Raw genomic sequence first — 23,694 nt, forward strand, 5'->3', positions numbered from 1 at the left:
ACATGAACAACATAAATATTCTCTGGGTAGATGACGAAATTGATTTATTAAAGCCTCATATTCTTTTCCTAAAACAAAAACAATACGAGGTTACAACTTGCCAAAGTGGCACGGAAGCTTTGGAGATTATTAATGATACTAACTTTGATATTGTATTCTTAGATGAAAATATGCCTGGTCTTACTGGTCTGGAGACACTTAATGAAATTAAGGAACGTCGCGCCAATCTTCCTATCGTAATGATTACTAAAAGCGAAGAGGAATATATTATGGAAGAAGCTATAGGTAGTAAAATTGCAGATTATCTTATTAAACCCGTAAATCCGAACCAAATTCTATTGAGCTTGAAGAAGAATTTGGACCATTCGCGACTCATCTCTGAGAAAACAACCTCTAACTATCAACAGGAGTTTAGAAAAATTGCTATGGATCTTTCTATGGTGAACTCTTATGAAGAATGGATAGACTTATATCAAAAACTCATTTATTGGGAACTTCAGCTCGAGGATATTGAAGATGTTGGCATGACCGACATCCTTGAATCGCAGAAAACAGAGGCCAATTTACAGTTTGGGAAGTTTATTGAGAAAAATTATGGGGATTGGTTTCAACCCAATGCAGATGCACCAGTAATGTCGCATACCTTATTTAAAGATAGAGTTGTGCCAGAGTTAAATGATAAGCAACCCACACTAATGGTTGTTATTGATAATTTACGATACGACCAATGGAAAGCATTCGAGCCCATTGTGAATAATTATTACAAGAAGGCGTCGGAATTATCTTTTTTCAGTATACTACCGACAGCAACCCAGTATGCCAGAAACGCCATTTTTTCAGGTTTAATGCCTGCTGATATGGAAAAACTTTATCCTCAATATTGGAAAAACGATACCGATGAAGGGGGTAAAAATTTGCATGAGGATGATTTTCTAAGAGAACAAATGAAACGCTTGGGCTTAAATCATATCAAATACGAATATCATAAGATCACTAATTTGAAGTCGGGCAAAAAGTTGGTTGAGAATTTTAGAACACTTAAGGAGAATGATTTAACTGTAGTGGTTTACAACTTTGTTGATATGCTCTCTCATGCAAAAACCGAAATGGAAGTGGTTAAGGAGTTGGCATCTAACGATAAGGCGTATCGTTCTTTAACCCAAAGCTGGTTTAAAAATTCCCCTTTACTAGAGATGATTCAGCTATCACAACAACTAGGATTCAAATTGATTTTAACCACGGATCATGGTACTATTAATGTTAAAGCCCCTTCTAAGGTTATCGGAGATAGGGATACAAGTCTTAACCTTCGTTACAAAACAGGCCGTAGTCTAACTTATCAAGACAAGGATGTGATGGCTGTAAAAAATCCGAAATCCATTCATTTACCTGCCTTGACTATGAGTAGTTCCTTTATTTTTGCTAAAGGGGATTTGTTTTTAGCGTATCCCAATAACTATAACCACTATGTCACCTATTATAGAAATACATATCAACATGGTGGCGTATCTTTAGAGGAAATGATTATTCCTTTTGTGGTTTTGGAGCCGAAATAAAACCTTATTCTCATTGCAAGCAAAGCGCAGTAATCTGTTTATTATTGTTCTTTTTATTACAACCAAGTTTATAGTGTCCTGTCTATAAATAATTGAGATTTCTCACTTCGACTTTATTCGGTGCAGGTTGGCTCGAAATGACAGTTAAATAATTTAGATTCTGAAGCAGTACTTCGATCATTTCGAGCTACATTTAGTGACCGAAGCTCAATATAATATTCCAGAGTAGAAAATACTTAGATCTAAATTACCTAAATGTCTTTTAAAAGCATAAAAATCCGATGAAATGCACTTTTTTCTAGGATTTTACATTTTTTATTCCTAACATTGTAGTCTATTTTACAATAGATTACAGTGAACATTATAGAGTTTACATACGATTTAAAGGATATTGATGCTATGGCTGCTAGAGTTTTAGGGCATTTAGACTCTAAAATTATCTTATTTAATGGTCATATGGGAGCTGGCAAGACCACCTTTATCAATGCCTTGTTAAAAGCTTTAAAAAGTGAAGATATAGCCACTAGCCCAACCTTTTCTATTGTAAATGAGTATAGGATACCAAACGATAAGATTTATCATTTTGATTTTTATCGCATTGAATCCTTAGAAGAAGCATACAATTTTGGTGTAGAAGATTACTTTGACAGCAATCATTGGTTATTTATAGAATGGCCAGATAGAATTAAAGCCTTATTACCAAAAGACGTACAATCCATAACTATTACTAGTTTGGATGATACAACCAGATCCCTCAAATTAACTATAAATAATAAACTTTTAACCGAAAATAACGCTATGACAGAAACAAAATTTTAAGCAAAATTTTGAACGCATTCTACCGAAGTTAATGCTTTAGTTACGGGAAAACCGTAACCAAAACCTCAAAATTTCTCGGATTTTAACACCAATCGATTTCTACAGGCCCTGTATGCACTTTAAATTTGTAGTAATTAATTAATTAAATCCCTTAAATTATGAAAGCTAAAAAACTAGTATTAGCCATTGCAATCTTCGGAGGAATGTTATTTACTGTTCAAGCAACTAACATTATTGACTTAGATGGACAAACTACAACAGAAGTTGACAGAAGAAAACTTAAAGTTCCACCTGCTGGATAAGAAGTCTTATAACAAAAAGATATTTGTTGGGAGTTTAGTTGCTACGTTAGTAGCAGCTACTCCTTTTTTGTTTTATTTATACGAATTTGTACCTGACACCCAAGAATGGAATACTATTTTTGGTAAATACGAGAGTAAAGAATATGGCAGCGCCAATGTAGCCATGTGGGTATTGGCCATGAAAGTAATACCATTGATATTATCACTCGTATGGTTTTTTACTTGCAAGCATTGGTGGTACCATGCCCTATTGGTGCCAATTACTATGTTCACCTTTCAATGTGTCGTAGCTCTTAATTTTGATATCAGATACTCAGATGTTGCAGATATCGTATGGTTGCTTCCTATAATGGCAATAATTTTCCCATCTATATATCTCATTAGAGCAAAAATGTTTAACAAGGTCAATGACCATGATAAAACTATGGAGGAGCTTGAAGAGGAGTTTATGATCAAGCCAAAAACGATTTGGGGCAAAGTAAAGCAGTATTTTTAAGAGGTAAGTTGATCTTTTAAAAGAATCAATTCCTTCAAATATATTTCTTTGTCAAGCATTGGTTTTATAGATCTAATACTATCAAGTTTAGTTTTTAGATGTTTGTAGTTGTCAAAATTTTTATTTGACAAATCATAAAGCAAATCTTCCACCTCCAATTCAATGTCATCATTTATCTCTTTGGTAATCAAAATATTCCTTAGTCTCTTTATCAAAAAATAGAATGCCAAAATTATAGGAATTGCTATAATCATGGCGGCAATCCCTTCATATTCATCAAAATAATTTACATTGTTATTAATAACCATTATAAACTGAAATACAAAAACCAATAATGGTATCAATAGAATATTCTTCCACCAATTCTTTGTAGTTATATACCAAATTATAAATACTGAAATAAACATAAACTTTTGAGATAGTACCCATATAAAATATTGGAAGTCTTCATAGTAACCGCTGGAAAGCGAATAATTGAAGATGCTAATATCTTTTGTATTCGGAAATAATAAATACATATATGCTATTACTGGTATTAAAAGTATTGCTATAATAGTTATTATATCTCTTTTAAGTTTTTTTCTGACAGACATGATTTTGTGTTTTGTATGATTTAAAGCTTACAACTCAATTTAAGCATAATTATTCTAGGAAGAACAAAAGTTCTGTTATCACTAACTATTAAAGCGTTAAATGAGTTTTGTTGCCTGAAGCGAATATCGAATATATTGCTTATTGATACTTGAAATCCAAAAGGATAGTCTTCCTCTTGATAGAACTGAGAAGCACTGGCAGTGTCAAAAGTATTGATAATACCTTGACTTTTGTTGTTGTAATTATCAAAGGTATAGTCGGCCTTAAAAATAAAATCACTTAAAAAATCGTATGCCATAACCACTTTAAAACGATCGTTATTAAAATCATTCTCGTTGTTGCTTGCCCTGTAATTGCTGGACCTAAGTATAAGCTTATAGCTTGAGATTACATTTTCAATAGGATTAGTTCAACTAACCTTTTTGAATACTCTGCCATACAATTTTCAAAATAGGATTTCATTAAAAAAAACCAGATCTGGTTCGAATTAACCCTTAACGTACATGCTAATTTAGGCGACTTTGCAATAACCTATCTTGACAAGTACTTTGCTAATATAGAAAATATTCTACAAAAATTACATGTTAAATTAAAAATTTATATTTGCAATGTAATAACCCTAACAACCTAATCATAAGTATATCCCCTTAAAAACCCTTATGAGTAAAACTATTAATCGTATTATTAAGTTAGTAGAAGCGCTCAATATCAGCGCAAGACAGTTCGATATATCTATTGGTACAGCAAACGGCTACACACTGCGTATGCAAAAGAATAATGCCTCAGTTGGAAGTGATGTCATAGAGCGTATTGTAAAAACCTATCCTGAAGTTAATTTGGTATGGCTCATAACAGGCAAAGGTCAAATGTTTATTACTAAGCCAAAGGCTTCCAAAACTAAATCTAAATCTGAAATAGAAGCGTATATCAATGAACGACTCGAACAAATACTTTCTGAAGAAAAAAGGGCACTTTTAGACGAAATCCTTAAGGAAATTGATGAATTAGAGAATAATTAATAATAATGAGTCAAAATTTATTCGTAAATTCAAGTGAGATAACTTTAGTAAAGCTGACAAGTGTTTTATTATCTTGCAGTTTCTAAGTCAATGCACTAACTTAATGAGTAAATCTTTATCACCGTTTACCAAAGCCCAACTATTACCTCAAGAAGAAACTTTAGAAATCCTCAAACAAAAAGGAGAACTTTTTATTGGTATCCCAAAAGAAACACACTTTCAGGAAAAACGAGTATGTTTAACTCCAGATGCAGTTTCTGCTCTTGCAGCGAATGGCCATCGTGTGCTATTGGAGTCTGGTGCTGGTGAAGGTGCCAATTTTAAGGACAACGACTATAGTGAAGCAGGTGCCGAGGTAACCAAGGATACAGCCAAGGTCTACTCCTGCCCTATGATTCTTAAGGTAGAACCGCCTTCATTAGAAGAGATATCGCTTATTAATCCACAAACCATATTAATTTCAGCTTTACAGATAAAAACACAGAGTAAAGCTTATTTTGAGGCTTTGGCAAAAAAGCGTGTCACAGCCTTAGCTTTTGAATACATAAAGGATGAGGATGGTGCCTATCCTGCGGTTCGGTCACTGAGTGAAATAGCTGGGACGGCTTCTATTTTGATTGCTTCAGAACTATTATCTAATGTCAATGGCGGCAATGGATTAATGATGGGAAATATCAATGGTGTACCTCCAACGGAAGTGTTGATTCTTGGTGCAGGTACTGTTGGTGAGTTCGCAGCACGTTCTGCAATAGGTCTTGGTGCCAATGTGAAAGTATTTGATAGCTCTATTACAAAACTAAGATGCATTCAAAATAATCTTGGCCGAACAATATACACTTCTACAATGCAGCCAAAAAATCTATTGAAAGCTCTAAAACGCTGTGATGTGGCTATTGGTGCAGTGAGAGGTACAAACCGTTCTCCAATAGTAGTTACTGAAACTATGGTAGAACACATGAAAGTTGGATCGGTTATTATTGATGTCAGTATCGATATGGGAGGTTGTTTTGAAACTAGTGAAGTCACTACCCACGATCATCCTACATTTGATTACAAAGGCGTTACACATTATTGTGTACCCAATATTCCGGCAAGATACTCTAGAACGGCTTCTGTATCCATCAGTAATATTTTCACCCCTTATTTATTGGAAATTGGTGAGCATGGCGGCATAGAAAATGCTCTGCGATTTGATAGAGGATTAAAAAATGGATTGTATTTTTACCACGGTATCTTAACAAACAAATCGGTTGCAGAATGGTTTGGCTTAGATTATAATGATGCCAACTTACTGATATTTTAATTTAGAAAGAACCTATGAAGTTTACGCAGCGCTTGGCTTATTACCTAAGTGGCTTTGCCATTGGCCTTGTTATCCTGATGTTTTTTTTGAATGGCAAAGATGCCTCGTGCGATTATGGTCCAAACGCCAGAACTGTTAAAAATATAAGTTCTAAACCTATTGCCTATTCAGATGAAGCCAAAAGTTTTATCGATAACAATGCTTTGGACTCTTTAACAATTGTTAAGCTAATCAAATTTGGTAACGTAGATTTTTCAAAAAGCAATACGAAACTAGATTCTTGTAATATCTATCATATTGACAATAGTTATAAAGAACGCGATATAGAGCTAACCGTTGAAAATTGTGACTCTTTGTCTACAATATTCAAAATCAATTATTTGAAATAAGAAAATTATCTAATTATTAATTTTCTGGAAATGTCTCTATTCACGTCTGTCATCTTTACATAGTACATGCCAGGGTGTAAGCCACTTACATCAATTTGCTTTGTAGTCGATATACTTAAGTTGTCGTTTACCATTCTATCTGCATATATGAGCTTTCCGGTGATGTCATACAAATATACCCTACTCAATGCTGTTGATCCTGAAAGCCTCACATTTATGATATCTGAAGCTGGATTAGGAAATACACTGAACTCAAAATCGAGCGCAGTACCGTCACCTGGATCATCTATTGGACCCTCATTATCTTCACAATCTGTATTAACATAAACAGTAACAGTGTCTTCATCAAAATCTAAAGCATTAAAAACGGTTACCGTATAAGTTGTTGTTTCGTCTGGTGAGACTTGTATAGATTGAGTTGATTGACCTGTGTTCCAAAAGTACTCATCACCTCCTGTAGCTGATAAAGTCACCACTTCGCCTGGGCATATTTCTACATCTTCGCCAGCATCGGCTATAACTTCTGGTATAACATTAACAGTAACTTGCTTCTCATCATAACAATCACCTACATATCCTCTAACTTCATAAGTAGTCGTCTGCGATGGGCTTACAGCAATATTAGGTTGCGTAGCACCATTGTCCCATTGATACGTATTTGCACCAGATGCTGAAAGGGTTACAAAATCTCCATTCATTATATCTACGCTTTCACCATTTAGAATGACAACATTTGGATTAGGATCAACAAAAACAGTAACCTCGTCTGTATCCTCTTGAATTCCTTGCGTAACTGTTACAGTGTAAGTTGTTGTTGATAAAGGATTCACAACAATACTTTGGGTGGTTTCTCCTGTATTCCACAAATAGCTATCCCCTTCAGTAGCCGTTAATAAAACTTCATAATCATAATTCTCACATACATACTCGTCATTACCAGCTGATGCCACAAATGTTTCTTCTACAGTAACAGTTACTTGTGCTTGTACGGAACAGTTTCCATTGGTACCGGTAACCGTGTATGTGGTTGTTACAATAGGGTTTACTGTAATACTACTTGATGTTTCACCTGTACTCCAAAGGTAAGTTTCCGCTCCAGAAACAACTAAATCAATGCTACCGCCTTCAACTATCATGACATCATCGGTTAGAGTTAATAATGGCATTTGAGTAACATTTACAGTTACACTGTCGGTATCTGTATAGCCATAATCATCTTCAACAGTTACACTGTACGTAGTGGTAACTGACGGTGATACTAGTATCTCTGCTGTTGTTTCTCCTGTATTCCAAAAGTAGGTAAAGCCACCCGAGGCACTTAGTATTACTGTTTCCCCATTACAAATGGTTACATCTTCTCCTGCATTGGCAATTACTTCTGGTATAATTGTTACAGTGACTTGTTCTTGATCTTCACAGTTACCATTTGAAGAAGTAACAGTGTATGTTGTTGTTGTTGTTGGAGTCACAGTTATTGATGCTGTTGTTTCACCTGTATTCCATAAATAATTATCGCCACCACTAGCTATTAGTGTTACAGTTTCACCTTCTAATATGGCTACATTATCACCAACTGTGATATCTGGTGTTTCGTTCACCGTAACGGTTACACTATCTGTATCAGTATATCCATAGTCGTCCTCTACAGTTACTGTATAGATCGTTGTTACATTTGGTGCTACAACAATTTCAGCGGTAGTATCACCAGTATCCCAGAGGTAAGTACTACCTCCTGTAGCTGTTAGAGTTACACTTTCACCAGAACAAATCGTTACATCTTCACCAGCGTCTGCTACAACTTCTGGTATGATTGTTACAGTAACTTGTTCTATATCTGCACAACCGCCAACTGCTGTTGAAACTACAGTATATGTAGTAGTGGTAGTAGGAGTCACTGTTATTGATGCTGTTGTTTCACCTGTATTCCATAAATAATTATCACTACCACTAGCAGTTAATGTTACTGTTTCGCCTTCTAGTATAGCTACATCGCCACTAACTGTAATGTCTGGTGTTTCGTTTACCGTGATGGTTACACTATCGGTGTCCGTATAACCATAGTCATCCTCTACAGTCACTGTATAAGTTGTTGTTACAATAGGTGACACAATGATTTCGGCGGTTGTATCTCCTGTATCCCAAAGATAAGTACTACCTCCTGTCGCGGTGAGCGTTACATTTTCACCTGCACAGATGGTAACGTCATTCCCAGCATCTGCAACTACTTCTGGAATTACTGTAACTGTTACCTCTTGAGTACTTGAACACCCATTAGGATTAACGGAACTAACACTATATGTTGTCGTTGCTAAAGGTGCGACTGTTATAAATGGTGTTGTTTCACCTGTACTCCATAGATAATTATCGCTACCTGTTACACCTAAGGATGTTGAACTCCCTTCTACAATGACCACGTCATCACTTACCGTAATGTTTGGCACTGGATTTACAAAAACTGTTATATCATCAATGCTCGAGCAATTGTTTGTTATCACTTCAACAGTGTATGTAGTTTCCGTAATTGGACTTACTTCGATAGATTCAGTAGTTTCACCAGTACTCCATAGATAGGTTGTACCTCCACTTGCGATTAGGGTAACTGTATCACCTTCACAAATAGTTTGATCCTCACCAACATCAGCAACTGGTATTGGGGTTACTGTTACCACTACGCTATCCTCATCAAAATTTCCATCATTATCAAATACAGAAACCGTATATGTTGTAGTAGCTGTTGGGCTTACCTCAATCGAAGCTGTGGTTTCGCCATTGTCCCATAAAAAGTTGGGCCCACCAGAAGCAGTCAGTGTTACGGTGTCTCCCTCGCAAATATCTTGGTCTGGACCAGCATTGGCAACTGGTAAAGTGCTGAAAAAAAAAGTAAGTGCAAAATTATCTACAGCCACAACATCGCCCGAAGCACCATTAGCACTATAATAGGTTACTGTGAAATTATAAGTCCCAGCTTCAACGGTGTAAGGCTCAAAATCCATGCCTACATGACCATTTGGTAATCCAGCATAAATAGCACCGCTTTCAACCCAAATACCACTTGTTGGTCCTGTCCAGACTACCTCTACACTCTCAACATCTGGATTATCATCCCCTCCTTGAGGAATACTCCTAAAGTTTATTTGGCTACTTTCATTTCCTAAATTAATCGAATCATCACCGACAATATCTTGAATAATTGTGTCAGAATCTGCATTGTAAAGCTGATAAGTTCCAAAAAAGGTATCGATAACCGTAACTGCTGTGCTATCCGAAATTCCACCATCATTTGCGGTAAATGTGATTGTTGTTTCACCCTCACCAACTGATGATACCAAACCATTATCGTTAACAACGGCAATGGTTTCATCACTACTTATCCATGTACCCGTTGTATCCGAGGTATTAAGAGGTATAAAATCTGTGTTTAGTTGATAATTTTCACCTAAATCCATAGTTAAGGTATTAGGTGTTATAGATACTGATTCTAAAGAAATTATAATATTTGTTACTGTAATTTCTGCTGTATCGGTGAATGCACCATCATTTGTAGTATACGTAATTGTAACTGTACCTTCTGAGATAGGGGTAACCGTTCCGCTATTACTAACTGTTGCTATTGAATCATCACTACTACTCCAAGAGCCACTTTGATTTGTAGCATTATCAGGAAGTATTTCTGCAGTTAATTGTACAGTATCAGGAATATTTATAGTGGCTGTTTCTGGAGTAACTTCTACGCCAGTAACATCAATAAATTCAACGGAATTTAGATCAATCTCATTAATGTATTCTTCAACACCAACATATCCACTTGGCCAAACATAACTTGAGAGATCATCATCGGGTTGAAATCCTCTTGATATCTTCCATAAATCTGGCATACCATCATTATTGGTGTCAAAGTTCGCTGGTCTTGTGTTTTCTGGAATTACTGGATAGGTTAAATCTGCTAGAGCGTCATAAAATTCACCGTCATAAGTATCGTTAATGATCATATTTAAATGATCTGTGTCATAACTATCCCTGTATTCATATATACTTCCATCGGCATTGAGTGTCTTGTATGCCCCAACATTACCATTAATAATTAAATCATTGTAATAATCTGCAGCAGAATTAACTGTGAAACTTGCCCCTAATAAAGGAAACTGAGTACTTGTAAAGAAACTTGAAGGCACAGGATCTCCAACCGAATAGCCAGATAACGAACTTCCTGCAAACAAAGCCCATAAGTCACTGTCATCGGCTTGAGGCACTTCTCGCTGTCCTACAATATAGCTTCCTGCACTGTATATGGTACCTGTACTCGAATTATTAGCTTGCACTTGGTGTAGCCTTGCTATGGGCAAGTTATAATTTGTAAACCAACCCGGTCGATGCAAACCATTTGCAGCCCCTTTATAGTAATTATTAATGACGTTAGTTTGACCATCATAAGAACCAATATCTCCAAGACGTATTAGGCGTTGTTTCCAGTTATAGACTACATTTCCAATGATATCTGCTCTACCATCACCTTTATAATTTGGAAATCTATGCGAAATATTACTAAAAACATTATTTATAAAACTAAAATCACCTTCTTCTCCTTTTATCCCTATTATGGATCCTGTTTTACTATCCTGAAAAAAACAGTTTTGAATAGTAATATCATCCATGGTGTTTACACTGGTTGCAAAAGAACCTGCCTCATCATTGCCATGGCTAAATGCACAATGGTCTATGATAAAGTCATTGTTTTCCATCATCCAAACGGCATCCTGTGAATATGTTCCTGGCAAACTTGAATTTGTTCTTCTGAATCGTATGTAACGGATAATAACATTGTCTACATTTCTAAATCGAAACTCTGAAGTCAGTATTGTTATACCACCAGGAGGCGCTGTTTGACCTGCTATGGTAATATTATCGAATGTAGGGCCGTTTATAACATTACTGAAACCACCTTCGCCAGTGGCATCTATTTCACCACTTACGTCAAACACAATGATTCTGGGGCCTGGAGTTTGTATCGCCTCCTTTAATCCCCCAGGTGCATCCCAATCTAATGTTGTGACGTGGATCACCTGGCCGCCTCTACCACCTGTAGAGTAAGCGCCTGCTCCTTTGGCCGTTGGGAAAGCAAGCTGTTGAGCACCTATTTGAAAGGTGACGGCTAACGATAAGAAAAAATATAATATAGTAGAATTACTAATAAAATTAGTTCTAATATTTGGGGCTTTCATAAAATTCTTTTTGCAATCTTTTTTTGCAACGCATGGCAATCTAAAAAATAAAATCCCCATTTCGTGCTTAAATACTTAATTATTCGATAAAAAGTTCTTAATTGTAGGTTTTTTATTACTTTATTAAATATTAAATTTAAAATATCCTATATACGTACAAAAAAACCGTTTAGATGTTGTTGTAGATAAAGTTTAACACTTTATCGGATTTTTTTACAAAAATATCTATGAGATACGACAATTTAGCAGAAGTAAAACCTGTTTTATCAACAATTTATCTTCATAAGAAAATCATAACATAAAGTAAATTAGAAATAAGTACTAATACGTAAGCATTTAATGAAGTTTGTGTAAAAAAATTATTAATAACATTTTATCGAAGAATATTATTAACATTGCATAAGAAAATTTCAAATAATCTATTATTACAATACATCTAAAAATACCTTTTGATATAGCTTAGGCATGAACTATAAGACCAAAAAATTAAAAGTTGCAATTATAATCAACAAACCGAGTTTTTTTAATTGGCAAAAAGAAATTGTAGATTATGTAAAGAATTCTTCTTCGTTAGAATTAGCGTTGTGCATTAATAACTTAGATGTTAAAACTCCCAAAAAGATTCCTTTACTATGGAAGGTTTTCCTAAAATTGGACAACAGATTTTTTAATCCAAGCCCTTATGCTTTAAGTAAATATGATTTTGGAACCTACTTTAAGGATGTACCTTTAATTGACTATTCAAATGGTATAAATAATAAGCAACTTAATGACTTCGACATAGATGTTGTTGTTAACCTTATCGATTCTGATCTGCCAAAAGCTTTACTAAAAACTTCAAAATATGGGATTTGGTTTTTAACGCATTGTGATCTGGATAATGTGGGCAAAAAACCTTATGGCATTTGGGAAATGATAAGCAAAAAGCCTGAATCCGTAGCTGTCTTGAGATATATAAAGAACAACATGCACTATCCTGCAACAATCGACAAAACAAGCAGTTGCACTGATGGACTAAGCTACAAAAGAAACATCAATAGCTTATTATGGCAGTCGCATATGTTAGTCATAAATAATTTAAATCTTTTAGCCACAAACAAATACTTGTTCGAGAAAAAATTAGATACTCATAAAGAGGTTTTTGCAAATAAAGAAATGGATGTTTCTTATCAACCTCCAAATAACTTCAAAACATTAAAATATGTCCTGTCCTTATATTTTAAGAAGCTTGCTCAGCTTTTACAAAGTATGTTTTATTTTAACCAATGGGCGCTTATTTTCTTAAATAGTAATGGTGAAAAGAATCCTTATAATTTAAAGGACTATAAAACAGTCTTACCACCAAAAGATCGATTTTGGGCGGATCCTTTTCTGATTAAAGAAAATGGGAAATGCTATTTATTTATTGAAGAGTTAATTTATAAAAATAAGCTTGGTCACTTATCAGTGATGGAAATTGATGAAAATGGTATTTACACAAAACCAAAGAAGATACTAGAAAAGGATTATCATCTCTCTTATCCTTTTGTTTTTAAGGACAATGACGAGTATTATATGATTCCAGAGACCAGTGGCAATAAGGATATACAACTCTATAAGGCCATAAATTTCCCTTTAGATTGGGAATTACAAGAAACGCTAATGGATAATGTAGTAGCTGTTGATACTACCATTTACAAAAAAGATGATACCTATTGGATGTTTACATCTCAAAGGAACCATAAAGGTGCTTCAAAGAATGTAGAGTTATTTTTGTATTCGTCAAAGCATTTAATCTCCAATAATTGGAAACCTCATCCTTTGAATCCAATAATAAGGGATGTAAAAACCGCCAGACCAGCTGGAGGTTTCTTCATAAGAGATAATAAATTGTTTAGACCATCCCAAGATTGTTCACACCACTATGGATATGGCTTAAATATTTTAGAGATCATAAAGCTTACCGAAAATGATTATGAAGAAAGGTTAGAATTAAAGATGATACCTAACTGGGACAAAAAAATTAATTCAACCCACACACTTAATAGCGTTAATGATATATTTATCAGTGATGTTAAGTTAAAGCGTAATCGCTTTTTTTAGTTTGTAGTTTACAAAAATTACTCCATTTTTTAGCGTTCATCCCATAAATTAGACGTTGATATAATAATAGAATAGTTTTAGATTATTTTTTTAATATTTGTCCATCTTATCATTAGACCCAAATCTCTATGATTGCAAAGCAATTACGAACTTCTCAAATAAAATCTAGTCTTAATCAATTTTTTATTAAGGACAGGCCGTTAGTTGTTATTGCAAATAGTCATCTTATTATAACTTTTAATGCTAAACTAAATATACTATCGTGATCTGTATGGCAAATGAGTGCATTTAAAAAAGAATACATATCCAATACTCTAAAGAAAGCCTCGAGTAACCCACTAATTAAGAATATGATTATTGTAGGGCTGGTCACTTTTGTAATTAAAGTCTTGGCCTTCTATAAGGAAACCATGATAGCAGGTTCATTTGGTTTGTCTGAATTATTAGATACATTCCTTATTGCTATGTTAGTGCCTTCTTTTATACAGAGTATTTTCATTAATTCTTTAAAAAACATTTTTATACCTAACTATATTTCTGACATCAAGAGTGGCGGTGTTAAGTCTAGTTTTCAATCTATTGTTTTTATTATTGTATTTGGTATTTGTTCGTTATCAGTGCTTATTGCCTTTTTATCCACTGATGCCTTTATTCACCTAATATATCCCGGACATACCGATGCCTATTATCAATTGATCAAAGACCAATTATTCTATATTTTGCCTTGTTTGTTTTTTTGGGGTATTTCATCGGTATTACATGGGCTATTAGAAATCGAGAATCGTTTTCTTATTGCAACTATACCAGACATTTTCCCGATACTAACCATGATATTCTTCCTTGTCTTTCTAAAGGACGAACTTGGTCATTTAGTATTAGCCATTGGTACATTAACAGGAAGTACTCTTGGCTTTCTTATTATGCTCTTTTTTTCCTTAAAGTACAACGACCTAGTGCTAGGAAGACCAAAGGTTAATGACAACGTAAAACTGATGGTAAGGCAATTGCCTCCTAAAATATCCTCTAGCTTTTTATCGGCACTAAATAATTACGTGGATCAGTTCTTTGCTGCACAATTAGTAGCTGGTTCCATCACTGCCATAAGCTATGGAATAAGGATTCCATATTTTGGTATTGCTATTGTTATCATGGCCTTAGGAAGCGTACTTTTACCACATTTCTCACGAATGGTCAATGAAGATGTAAGAAGCGCTTACAAATACTTGTTTAAAGTATTAAAGATCGTAATGATCACCTCGAGTATACTAGTTGTTATCGCCATATTTATGTCAGACTGGATTATAGAAATCCTCTTTGAAAGAGATAAATTTACGCATGAAGATACACTTAAGGTATCCTTGATTCAGAAAATAATATTTGTCCATGTACCTTTTTATTTGTGCACCTTAATCATAGTGAAGTTTTTAACAAGCATCAATAAAAATAGCTTCATGGCCTGGATTTCCCTAGCCAATCTAATTATAAATTTAGTGCTCAATATAATTTTTATAAAATACTACGGTGTGTATGGTCTGGCCATAAGTACTTCTTTAGTATTGATTATAAGCAGTTGCTTTTACTTTGGATATACGTACAACCTGTATAAAAAACTGAAATAATGAAAATAGATTTTTTGGTCAATTCTCTTGTTGCAGGTGGCGCAGAACGTGTATTAGTATTATTGGCAAATTTTTTCGACCAAAAAGGTCATGATGTAACTATTATAACATTTAATGAACCCGAAGTATTCTCAGCCAACCCAACTGTAAAGCGCATCAGGCTTCATGACGGAAGTTGGAAAAACCATACCTTGAGAAGCATAAAAAACTTGCTAAATCTATACTCTAGAAAAGAAAATAGACCCGATATTCTAATGCCATTTATGACACAAACCAATTTTATTGGTGCGCTGATCGGTAAAATATATGGTATCAAAGTTGTTTCTGCTGAACATAACAATCATCTTAGGGAAACTGATTTTATTGGTAAATTAGCAAGAAAATATATGTATCGTATATCTGATGCACTGACAGTTCTTACAACGTTTGACAAAGATTTTTACGAGAAAAAGGGAGTTAATGTGCATGTGATGCCAAATCCTTGTACGTTTGAAGTTTTTACCGAATCCGTACGCAATAGAAAAAAAATTATACTTGCTGTGGGAGACCTTAACCGTTATTACCACAAAGGATTCGACAATTTAATACCATTGATTGCACCTGTTTTAAGAAAGAATGAAGATTGGACTTTAAAGTTAGTTGGAGGTGGTGATGATGGTACAAAACTTTTGAAAGACTTAGTAAAAGAACATCAAATAGAGGATCAAGTGATTTTTGAAGGCTATTCTACAAGAGTTGGAGAATTGATGATAGAATCAGAAATCTATGTAATGCCTTCAAGAACAGAAGGGCTACCAATGGTTTTAATAGAAGCATTTTGTAAGGGTATGGCATGTATAGCATTTGATTGCATAACCGGTCCTTCAGAAATTATTGAGCATAATGTTAACGGACTACTTATTGAAGATCAAAATTTTGATGCCATGGCAAAGGGCTTAGACATGCTTATGAATGATATGCCATTGAGAAAAAGACTAGCAAAAGAGGGCGTAAAATCATTAGGCAGATTTAAAATAGATACTATATATGAGAACTATTTAGAGATATTTAATGCCATATTGCAAAAATGAGTTTAAGGTTAATCACACATATTTGCTTCCTGTTACCATTTACTATTACGGTATTTAATTTTCAAGTAATAATAACGAAGACGGTTTCCGAATCTTTAGCGCAAATGATAGCTTATGGAAATTTAGGGTTACTTTTCCTTGGTATTGCCTTAATCATAAGGAAAAGAAGTGAGTATTCAAGAACGGCAAAACTCTGGATTATATTTTTCCTACTGTATTTCGTAATAGCTTTGGCTGCAAGCGCCGTACTATATAATCCCGCACAAATCCTAGTAAATATAATTCCTTTAATATATGTTATTGGTTTTTATGTCTATTTAAGCCATCCAGAACATAGAAAAGTATTTAAGATAAATGCTATTTGGGGCTTTGCTTTTTCTGTTTTTTTAGGGATTCATTTCTATAACACAAAATTTGATTTAGATCGAGGTGGGTTTTACCAATATATAGATAGAGCTGGCGGTGTATATGGCGACGCCAATAATTTTGCGCTTGCAGCTATAATTGCTTTTATTTTAGTCTATAAATTATATAATCCTCAAAATAGGCTTTTTAAAGCTGTAAAACTGTTAGTACTAGCCATTGTACTTTATGGTCTATTCATTACATTTTCAACCACTGGTTTTGTAGTATTTATTATTTGTTTTGTATCTATTAACTATAAGTTTTTCAGTGGTTTGAGATTAGTTATTGGTTTAGCTCTGGTACCATTGTTATGGATTGTCATAGCTAATCTAAATAATTTAACTGCAGACTTAGATCTAAAAGGCCAACAAAGAAAAAAGATTAATAATCTAGTAAATCTTGCAACATTCAATACCGACGAAGTTGACGACTCTGGTCGTAATGAACTCGTTACTAATCTATTGCATAATTATGTATATAAAAATCCGATATTTGGTAACGGTATCAATTTTGCAGCATCTCAAAGAGGTCACAATACAATTGTAGGCGTTTGGGCAGATGCTGGCATATTTGCATTATTGTTTTTCTTGTTTTTGCTCTTTAGATACTTTTTACAAGCCATGCGAAGTCCTCCCGAAATAAGGTTTCTCGTTCTACCTATTCTATTGACGATGTGTATTTTTATGCTAAGTCTGCAAAGTGTAATCAATCAGCCTTATTTAATGGCCATGTTTATCTATATGGGTTATTTGGTGGATTTTAAAGATATATCTGAAGTCTCAAAAGCAACGGTTGATGCTTAAACTGTGGTATAAACTGATAGTCTGTAGCTTATTTTTCGATATGAAAATTTATTAAAGTAGCTTAAGCTTTGGTCTTATCGCGATTGATATTAAAATCTTAATGGTGCAGATAGAAGTAATAAAATACCACTTTAAAGAATAATTTTGATTATTTAGCTAAGTTAGAACATATTTACGGTTCAAAATTGCAAGTAATTGCAGTGATGACCCAAATTTAACCATATATGCTATTTAATTCGCTAGAATTTTTTGTATTTCTACCAATAGTCTTTGCTTTGTATTGGCTCATTGGCAGTAAGTATATTAAAGCTCAAAACTTACTTATTGCCATTTCCAGTTACGTGTTTTATGGCTGGTGGGATTGGCGCTTTCTTTCTTTAATCCTTTTTAGTTCCTTAGTTGATTATTCTATTGGTAACGCGCTCGGCAAAACAGATCAAAAGAATAAACGGAAAGCTTTGTTATGGATGAGCATAGGTGTTAATCTTGGTTTTCTCGGTTTCTTTAAATACTATAATTTCTTTATAGACAGCTTGGTACATTCGTTTACGTTCTTTGGACAGGAACTGAGCATCAATACACTTAATATTATTTTACCTGTGGGTATAAGCTTTTATACTTTCCAGACATTGAGTTATACCATAGATGTCTATAATAAAAAGCTAGAACCTACAAAGAATTTTGTTGGATTCATGGCTTTTGTTAGCTTTTTTCCTCAACTTGTGGCAGGGCCAATAGAAAGGGCCACTAACCTCCTACCTCAGTTTTCGGTTAAGCGTTCTTTTAACTATACCAAAGCTGTTGATGGACTGCGCCAAGTATTGTGGGGGTTGTTTAAAAAAGTAGTTATTGCCGATAACTGTGCCAAATATGCCAATATGATTTTTAATAATCATACGGAGTACAACGGAAGCACATTACTCCTAGGAGCATTTTTCTTTGCATTTCAGATTTATGGTGATTTCTCTGGGTATTCTGATATCGCTATTGGTATTGCAAGATTGTTTGGATTTGACTTAAAAAGAAACTTTGCATTTCCTTATTTTTCGAGAGATATTGCAGAATTTTGGAGACGATGGCATATTTCCCTTTCTACATGGTTTAGGGATTATCTGTATATCCCTTTGGGTGGAAGTCGCGGTGGTACTAAAATGAAAGTTAGAAATACCTTCATCATATTCATTGTCAGTGGTTTTTGGCACGGTGCCAATTGGACCTTCATAGTTTGGGGAGCTTTAAACGCCTTATACTTTTTACCTTTACTACTAGCAAATAAAAACAGGATAAATACTAATCTAGTTGCCGAAGGTAATTACTTGCCAAACCTAAAAGAATTAGGGCAAATGGGCTTAACGTTCTTTATAACGCTTATAGCCTGGGTATTCTTTAGGGCAGATAATGTTTCTCATGCCTTTTCTTATCTTCAAGGTACTTTTAATGGATCGCTTTTTACTTGGGTGGAAGTTTTTCCATCTACGATTTTAATATTATTGGCATTCTTCCTTGTCATAGAATGGCTTGGCAGAAGCTATGAATATGCTATTGAAAATGTAGATGTTATGAAGAAGCCTGTTCGCTGGAGCTTTTATATTTTACTAATCGTATTGATGTTTGCCTTTACAGGTGAAGAACAACAATTCATTTATTTCCAATTCTAAAGGATGAAAACGTTTCTAAAAAATATAGTCCTCCTTCTTATTATAGCAGTGATCGTTGGTGAAGTTGTGGTACGTGTAACGCACGCTATGTCCGATATTCCTCAGAGGACTATTGATGAGTATGGCATACAAAAATACTACCCAAACCAAGATGGTTACTGGAAAGGCGGTGAGCATAAATGGATGATAAACCGACTAGGGTGGCCAGGCGAATTACCTAAAAGTTTTGATAATTTGGTTCTGGTCATTGGTGATTCGTATATAGAAAATTTCATGAACCCAAATGAATGCCACCAATCGGTCTTTTTAAAACAACACATGCCTAACTATAACTTCATGGAAGCTGCACGCTCGGGCGTTTCCCTTATTGAAGCCATGGAGATCAATAAACAATTAGACTCTCTTCAACCATCACATACTCTAATCTATGTTAATGATTACGACTTTTTTGAGAGTATTGTCGAAGTAAAACCAATGAGCGATATTACACAGATTAGCTTAAAGAAAAATGAAATTATTCACGGTAAAATGAAAGCTCCATTTTTCAAGAAAATCCTATATAACTGGAAGCTTTTATATTATTTCTACAATAGATTTCCTTTAAACAAACCTTCAAAAGAGGAAAAGGAAACCATACTTACCGAAGAGGCAAATAATAAAGTTGGATTAGAATCGAAAGATGAAGTTTTTAAGCTCATTGATTATATTAAAAAGAGCTATAATATCGAATTTCTAACGCTTGTCTTTCATCCTGAATCAAATCCAATAATAGTTGAAAAGTGCAAAAGTGCAGGGTTTAATGTTATCACTTTAGATTCTAGTGTAGATAGCAAAAGTTGGTCTTTTGACCATGATAGTCACTGGACGTGTTATGGCCATGAGAGAGCGGCCGGTCAGGTTGCCAATGCCCTAAAAATAGTTTACCGCTAAAATAAAATGAGTAACCAACCTAAAATAAAGATCTTATTTATTTTACCCTCATTAAGTGCTGGTGGTGCCGAACGTGTTATTTCTTTTGTTTGCCAAAATATTGATAAGAACAAATTTTACCCTGTTCTATTAGTTGCTGGTTTTAAGAAAGATAATGTCTATGATGTTAGTAATGCTGATGTTAAATACTTAAACAAGCCAAGAATACTAACAGCATTACCATCTATTATAACAAACATAAAATCATTAAAACCAGATATTGTAGTAAGTTCTATAGCTCACGTAAATACGGCAATGGCTATGGTCTCTCCTTTCTTTAAAAACACTAAATTCATTGGTAGAGAAGCTACGGTCTTAGGGCAACGTAAAAACGAAAAAAAAGCCAGGAAATGGTCCCCTGCTCATTTTCTCCCTAATGGCTTTAAGAGTTTAGATGCTTTAATCTGTCAATCTAGAGACATGGCAGAAGATATGGTCGGAAATTTTGATATACCACGAGAAAAAATCCATGTGATTAATAACCCAATATCAAATCTTCCACCTATAAAAGAAAAGTCAAATAATGTCCCTAGAAAATTCATTACCGTTGGAAGATTAACAGAAGTTAAAGGGCACTTAAGGCTCTTGAATATACTTTCAAAACTAACAATTCCTTATACTTACACTATTATTGGTAATGGTCATCTGAAGGATAGCATATTTAACAAGGCAGAAAGCTTAGGTATTTCAAAGTATATAGAGCATATTCCATTTACCAATAAAGTGAATGATTTTCTTGCCCAGCACGACGTGTACTTACAAGGATCTTATGTAGAAGGATTTCCAAATGCTTTACTAGAAAGTTGTGTTGTAGGCACACCTGTATTAGCCTTTAAAGCGCCAGGTGGTACCAAAGAGATTGTAGAGAACGGCATAAATGGCTATTTGGTTGATAATGAAGATGAATATCTGGAAAAGTTAAATTCGGAGTTCAATATGGATCCAAAAGAAGTACGAGAATCCGTTTATAAAAAGTTTAACCGTGAAGTGATTCTTCAACAATACGAAGATTTATTTCAACATGTTTTGAAGCATTAAGGCAATGAGACTTGGAATACTCATATATTCATTAAACGGAGGCGGTGCAGAACGTGTTGTATCTTACTTGGTTTCCTATTGTATTAAAAACAATATCGACGTTCATTTAATTTTAATGAATACTGGGATCAAATATGATATTCCCGATAATACTAAAATTCACTACATAGAAAAATCCAATGCTTCGGAAAGCGGAATTATTAAAGCCTTAAAAATTCCTTTTCTTGCCTATAAATACGCCAAGCTTGTTAAAAAACTTCAATTATCACATAGCCTTAGCTTTTTAACACGTCCCTCTTTTATAAATGTGCTTTCTAGAAAGTTTACTAATTACGATTTTAAGATTATTACCAATGAAAGAGCATTTCCTAGTTTACAGTACAGCTATAAAGGATTTCAATCCACATTCAACAAAAAGATGATCAAAACCTTGTACAAAAAATCGGATATGGTGATTTCAAACTCTTATGGAAATGCGGAAGACTTGGTGAGCAATTTTGAAGTGCCATCGAAAAAAATGCACGTCATTCATAATCCAATAAATTTAGAAAAAATAAGCAAAATTGACCCCATAGAAGGCTTCTTCGATACGTCGAAATTCAACATGGTTACCTTAGGACGATTAGACATTGGCAAGAACCATATAATGCTTATAAAAGCCTTACACAAACTACAAAACCCGCAGTTAAAATTATATATTCTTGGTTCTGGTGATATGCAACAGGAGCTAGAAGATCTTATAAATAAGCTCGATGTAAATGCGCAAGTCATTTTACTCGGTTTTGACCCTAATCCTTATAAATATCTAAAATCAGCTGATTTATTTGTATTTGGCTCTAATCACGAAGGATTCCCAAATGTGCTGTTAGAAGCTATGGCTTGTGGTTTACCAATCCTATCAACGAATTGCCAATCTGGTCCAAGTGAAATCATGGAACTAAAACAGCCTAGGGATAATGATATTATGCTAACTGATTATGGTATTTTAACACCCATTAAAAATGTGGATGCCATGGCCAAAGGCATGGATTATTTTATAAAACACCAAGGCTTTATAGAAAAATGTATCAGTAATAGTAATAAACGCATTAAAGACTTCGAAAAGAATAGCATTCTAAAGGAATATATAGACCTAATTTCTTAAGCTAAGCCATTTAAACCTATCTTAACAATCCTCTAAAAGGCCATAAGAAAAAGACAATCATCTTCACAAAAAAGGGTTCTATAGACTTTAGATAAGCTCCCAAAGGTATTTTCAAAAACTTAGAGGACCTTAGCATAACGTAGATTCTTTTTAAAAAGAAAACGGGTGCCGTAAAAAAGTACTTATTAAAAAACCAGTTGATATGCCCTATGTTGTTTAATACGGTTCCATGGGCACTACGAGATGTCATAGGCGTATTCATTATAGAACCTTCCATATCAACATGATAAATCCGAAGAATTTTGTTGGTACATTTTGTGAGGAATCCACTTTTGGCAACGGTACTCCAAATAATACTCTCTGGCGTAAAACCAATATTGAGCATTTCTGGATGAATTTCTATGTCTCTCAATATATCTGTTTTTGTCCAACCCCATTTTTCGCCTATGATTTGATTTTTGATCTTCGCTTCAAACGTATCACAGAAAAAAGGATCTTCCGGAAATTCTGTTCCCACTAAATTGCCATGTTGGTCTTCACATAGAGCGGTTACCGCGCCTACTTTCGATTTCATTTCCTCATCTAAGCTTTCATACTCATCATTGAACACTTGTAAAGCGTGAGGATAACATTCATCATCACCGTCAAACGTTAGTAAAAATTCCCCTTGAGCCAAACCAATCGATTGTATAAAACAACTCATTTTATGTTTGTTAACCTTATTATTAACATAATTAATATTAAGTGGAGACGTTTCTACTATTTTAGTAATGACGTCGTGGGACCCGTCCGTAGATGCATCATTGATTACCAACCATTCAAAATCCTTATATGTTTGATTCAATAGAGATTCGTGTACTTTCCCTATTGAATTTTCACAATTAAAAACAGGAGTAAATACAGTAAATTTATACTTGTATATCCTAGGTTCCTGAGCGTTGTAAACTGGCAATAAATCCTTGAAAATGAGAGTGCTCATAACAGTGTTTAGTAATAGATTTAAGGTTATAGAAAATGAAATTATTAGTTAACCTGCGATCTCGCAATAAAAATAGATGAAATAAGAAAAAAATAGACAGATGACTTAAATTTTCATTGCTATTCTATACAAAAAAGGACCTGAATTGCACTTAAATTGTTGAAAAAACCATATTCAATTCCTATTAAATACATTTGTTTATCAACAACGTGAATAACTGCGTTTTATCG

Annotated in this window: 18 protein-coding genes; 14 read left to right on the top strand and 4 right to left on the bottom strand. The window is 34.3% G+C overall.

Annotation, left to right across the window (positions count from 1 at the left end):
- Window positions 1-2 precede the first annotated feature (2 nt).
- From Q0972_RS02725 to Q0972_RS02735, 3 genes are all read left to right on the top strand, one after another.
- Entirely contained in the window at window positions 3-1,556 is a 1,554-nt protein-coding gene (locus Q0972_RS02725; protein WP_299362268.1) for a bifunctional response regulator/alkaline phosphatase family protein, read from the top strand.
- A 354-nt stretch (window positions 1,557-1,910) separates the two neighbouring features.
- Window positions 1,911-2,375, top strand: coding sequence for a tRNA (adenosine(37)-N6)-threonylcarbamoyltransferase complex ATPase subunit type 1 TsaE (tsaE, locus tag Q0972_RS02730; protein ID WP_367182388.1), 465 nt, complete (start codon window positions 1,911-1,913; stop codon window positions 2,373-2,375).
- A gap of 243 nt (window positions 2,376-2,618) precedes the next feature.
- On the top strand, window positions 2,619-3,173 hold the full coding sequence (locus tag Q0972_RS02735) for a hypothetical protein (protein WP_299362271.1): 555 nt from the start codon (window positions 2,619-2,621) through the stop codon (window positions 3,171-3,173).
- On the opposite strand, the gene Q0972_RS02740 is transcribed toward Q0972_RS02735, so the two are convergent.
- Both Q0972_RS02740 and Q0972_RS02745 read right to left on the bottom strand, forming a co-directional pair.
- On the bottom strand, window positions 3,170-3,766 hold the full coding sequence (locus tag Q0972_RS02740) for a hypothetical protein (protein ID WP_299362274.1): 597 nt from the start codon (window positions 3,764-3,766) through the stop codon (window positions 3,170-3,172). The two genes, Q0972_RS02735 and Q0972_RS02740, sit on opposite strands and share 4 nt — an antisense overlap.
- Window positions 3,767-3,786: 20 nt before the next feature.
- Entirely contained in the window at window positions 3,787-4,065 is a 279-nt protein-coding gene (locus Q0972_RS02745) for a hypothetical protein (protein ID WP_299362277.1), read from the bottom strand.
- 361 nt (window positions 4,066-4,426) lie between these two features.
- Here Q0972_RS02745 and Q0972_RS02750 point away from each other — a divergent pair, with 361 nt between their 5' ends.
- From Q0972_RS02750 to Q0972_RS02760, 3 genes are all read left to right on the top strand, one after another.
- On the top strand, window positions 4,427-4,786 hold the full coding sequence (locus Q0972_RS02750; RefSeq protein WP_299362279.1) for a hypothetical protein: 360 nt from the start codon (window positions 4,427-4,429) through the stop codon (window positions 4,784-4,786).
- Window positions 4,787-4,889: 103 nt separating this feature from the next.
- The gene (locus Q0972_RS02755; protein ID WP_299362281.1) at window positions 4,890-6,089 is read left to right on the top strand and encodes an alanine dehydrogenase; all 1,200 of its coding nucleotides are present in this window, start codon (window positions 4,890-4,892) and stop codon (window positions 6,087-6,089) included.
- A gap of 14 nt (window positions 6,090-6,103) precedes the next feature.
- A complete protein-coding gene (locus Q0972_RS02760) occupies window positions 6,104-6,478 on the top strand; it encodes a hypothetical protein (RefSeq protein ID WP_299362284.1) in 375 nt (124 codons plus the stop codon).
- Window positions 6,479-6,483: 5 nt separating this feature from the next.
- Here the strand turns inward: Q0972_RS02760 and Q0972_RS02765 are convergent, their stop codons facing one another.
- Window positions 6,484-11,697, bottom strand: coding sequence for an Ig-like domain-containing protein (locus Q0972_RS02765; RefSeq protein ID WP_299362287.1), 5,214 nt, complete (start codon window positions 11,695-11,697; stop codon window positions 6,484-6,486).
- 465 nt (window positions 11,698-12,162) lie between these two features.
- Between Q0972_RS02765 and Q0972_RS02770 the strand changes: the two genes are divergently transcribed.
- The 8 genes from Q0972_RS02770 (at window position 12,163) to Q0972_RS02805 (ending at window position 22,485) form a co-directional block, all read left to right on the top strand.
- Window positions 12,163-13,779 (top strand): hypothetical protein, encoded by a 1,617-nt coding sequence (locus tag Q0972_RS02770; RefSeq protein ID WP_299362290.1) that lies wholly within the window; start codon window positions 12,163-12,165, stop codon window positions 13,777-13,779.
- A 278-nt stretch (window positions 13,780-14,057) separates the two neighbouring features.
- Window positions 14,058-15,398, top strand: a complete 1,341-nt coding sequence (gene murJ / locus Q0972_RS02775; protein ID WP_299362292.1) for a murein biosynthesis integral membrane protein MurJ — start codon at window positions 14,058-14,060, stop codon at window positions 15,396-15,398.
- Window positions 15,398-16,468: a glycosyltransferase family 4 protein gene (locus Q0972_RS02780; protein WP_299362294.1), complete on the top strand. Its 1,071-nt coding sequence runs from the start codon at window positions 15,398-15,400 to the stop codon at window positions 16,466-16,468. The genes murJ and Q0972_RS02780 overlap by 1 nt, the downstream gene beginning before the upstream one ends.
- Window positions 16,465-17,676: a hypothetical protein gene (locus Q0972_RS02785; protein WP_299362296.1), complete on the top strand. Its 1,212-nt coding sequence runs from the start codon at window positions 16,465-16,467 to the stop codon at window positions 17,674-17,676. The genes Q0972_RS02780 and Q0972_RS02785 overlap by 4 nt, the downstream gene beginning before the upstream one ends.
- Window positions 17,677-17,900: 224 nt before the next feature.
- Entirely contained in the window at window positions 17,901-19,334 is a 1,434-nt protein-coding gene (locus Q0972_RS02790) for an MBOAT family O-acyltransferase (RefSeq protein ID WP_299362299.1), read from the top strand.
- A gap of 3 nt (window positions 19,335-19,337) precedes the next feature.
- Entirely contained in the window at window positions 19,338-20,264 is a 927-nt protein-coding gene (locus tag Q0972_RS02795) for a hypothetical protein (protein WP_299362302.1), read from the top strand.
- A 6-nt stretch (window positions 20,265-20,270) separates the two neighbouring features.
- Entirely contained in the window at window positions 20,271-21,341 is a 1,071-nt protein-coding gene (locus Q0972_RS02800; protein WP_299362305.1) for a glycosyltransferase, read from the top strand.
- Window positions 21,342-21,345: 4 nt separating this feature from the next.
- Complete coding sequence (locus tag Q0972_RS02805; RefSeq protein ID WP_299362308.1) at window positions 21,346-22,485, top strand: glycosyltransferase; 1,140 nt, start codon at window positions 21,346-21,348, stop codon at window positions 22,483-22,485.
- Between the two features lie 16 nt (window positions 22,486-22,501).
- On the opposite strand, the gene Q0972_RS02810 is transcribed toward Q0972_RS02805, so the two are convergent.
- On the bottom strand, window positions 22,502-23,464 hold the full coding sequence (locus tag Q0972_RS02810; protein ID WP_299362310.1) for a glycosyltransferase family 2 protein: 963 nt from the start codon (window positions 23,462-23,464) through the stop codon (window positions 22,502-22,504).
- Window positions 23,465-23,694: the final 230 nt, after the last annotated feature.

It is taken from the genome of Winogradskyella sp. (genome assembly GCF_028282165.1).
In the GTDB taxonomy this organism is placed as follows: domain Bacteria; phylum Bacteroidota; class Bacteroidia; order Flavobacteriales; family Flavobacteriaceae; genus Winogradskyella.

Bases quoted from the DNA above. Each gene is read 5' to 3' on its own strand.
- Q0972_RS02740 (WP_299362274.1), bottom strand. From the start codon at position 3,766: ATGTCTGTCAGAAAAAAACTTAAAAGAGATATAATAACTATTATAGCA.
- Q0972_RS02745 (WP_299362277.1), bottom strand. From the start codon at position 4,065: ATGGCATACGATTTTTTAAGTGATTTTATTTTTAAGGCCGACTATACC.
- Q0972_RS02780 (WP_299362294.1), top strand. From the start codon at position 15,398: ATGAAAATAGATTTTTTGGTCAATTCTCTTGTTGCAGGTGGCGCAGAA.
- Q0972_RS02805 (WP_299362308.1), top strand. From the start codon at position 21,346: ATGAGACTTGGAATACTCATATATTCATTAAACGGAGGCGGTGCAGAA.
- Q0972_RS02770 (WP_299362290.1), top strand. From the start codon at position 12,163: ATGAACTATAAGACCAAAAAATTAAAAGTTGCAATTATAATCAACAAA.
- Q0972_RS02765 (WP_299362287.1), bottom strand. From the start codon at position 11,697: ATGAAAGCCCCAAATATTAGAACTAATTTTATTAGTAATTCTACTATA.
- Q0972_RS02750 (WP_299362279.1), top strand. From the start codon at position 4,427: ATGAGTAAAACTATTAATCGTATTATTAAGTTAGTAGAAGCGCTCAAT.
- Q0972_RS02810 (WP_299362310.1), bottom strand. From the start codon at position 23,464: ATGAGCACTCTCATTTTCAAGGATTTATTGCCAGTTTACAACGCTCAG.
- Q0972_RS02725 (WP_299362268.1), top strand. From the start codon at position 3: ATGAACAACATAAATATTCTCTGGGTAGATGACGAAATTGATTTATTA.
- Q0972_RS02790 (WP_299362299.1), top strand. From the start codon at position 17,901: ATGCTATTTAATTCGCTAGAATTTTTTGTATTTCTACCAATAGTCTTT.
- Q0972_RS02760 (WP_299362284.1), top strand. From the start codon at position 6,104: ATGAAGTTTACGCAGCGCTTGGCTTATTACCTAAGTGGCTTTGCCATT.
- murJ (WP_299362292.1), top strand. From the start codon at position 14,058: ATGAGTGCATTTAAAAAAGAATACATATCCAATACTCTAAAGAAAGCC.
- Q0972_RS02795 (WP_299362302.1), top strand. From the start codon at position 19,338: ATGAAAACGTTTCTAAAAAATATAGTCCTCCTTCTTATTATAGCAGTG.
- Q0972_RS02735 (WP_299362271.1), top strand. From the start codon at position 2,619: ATGGACAAACTACAACAGAAGTTGACAGAAGAAAACTTAAAGTTCCAC.
- Q0972_RS02785 (WP_299362296.1), top strand. From the start codon at position 16,465: ATGAGTTTAAGGTTAATCACACATATTTGCTTCCTGTTACCATTTACT.
- Q0972_RS02800 (WP_299362305.1), top strand. From the start codon at position 20,271: ATGAGTAACCAACCTAAAATAAAGATCTTATTTATTTTACCCTCATTA.
- Q0972_RS02755 (WP_299362281.1), top strand. From the start codon at position 4,890: ATGAGTAAATCTTTATCACCGTTTACCAAAGCCCAACTATTACCTCAA.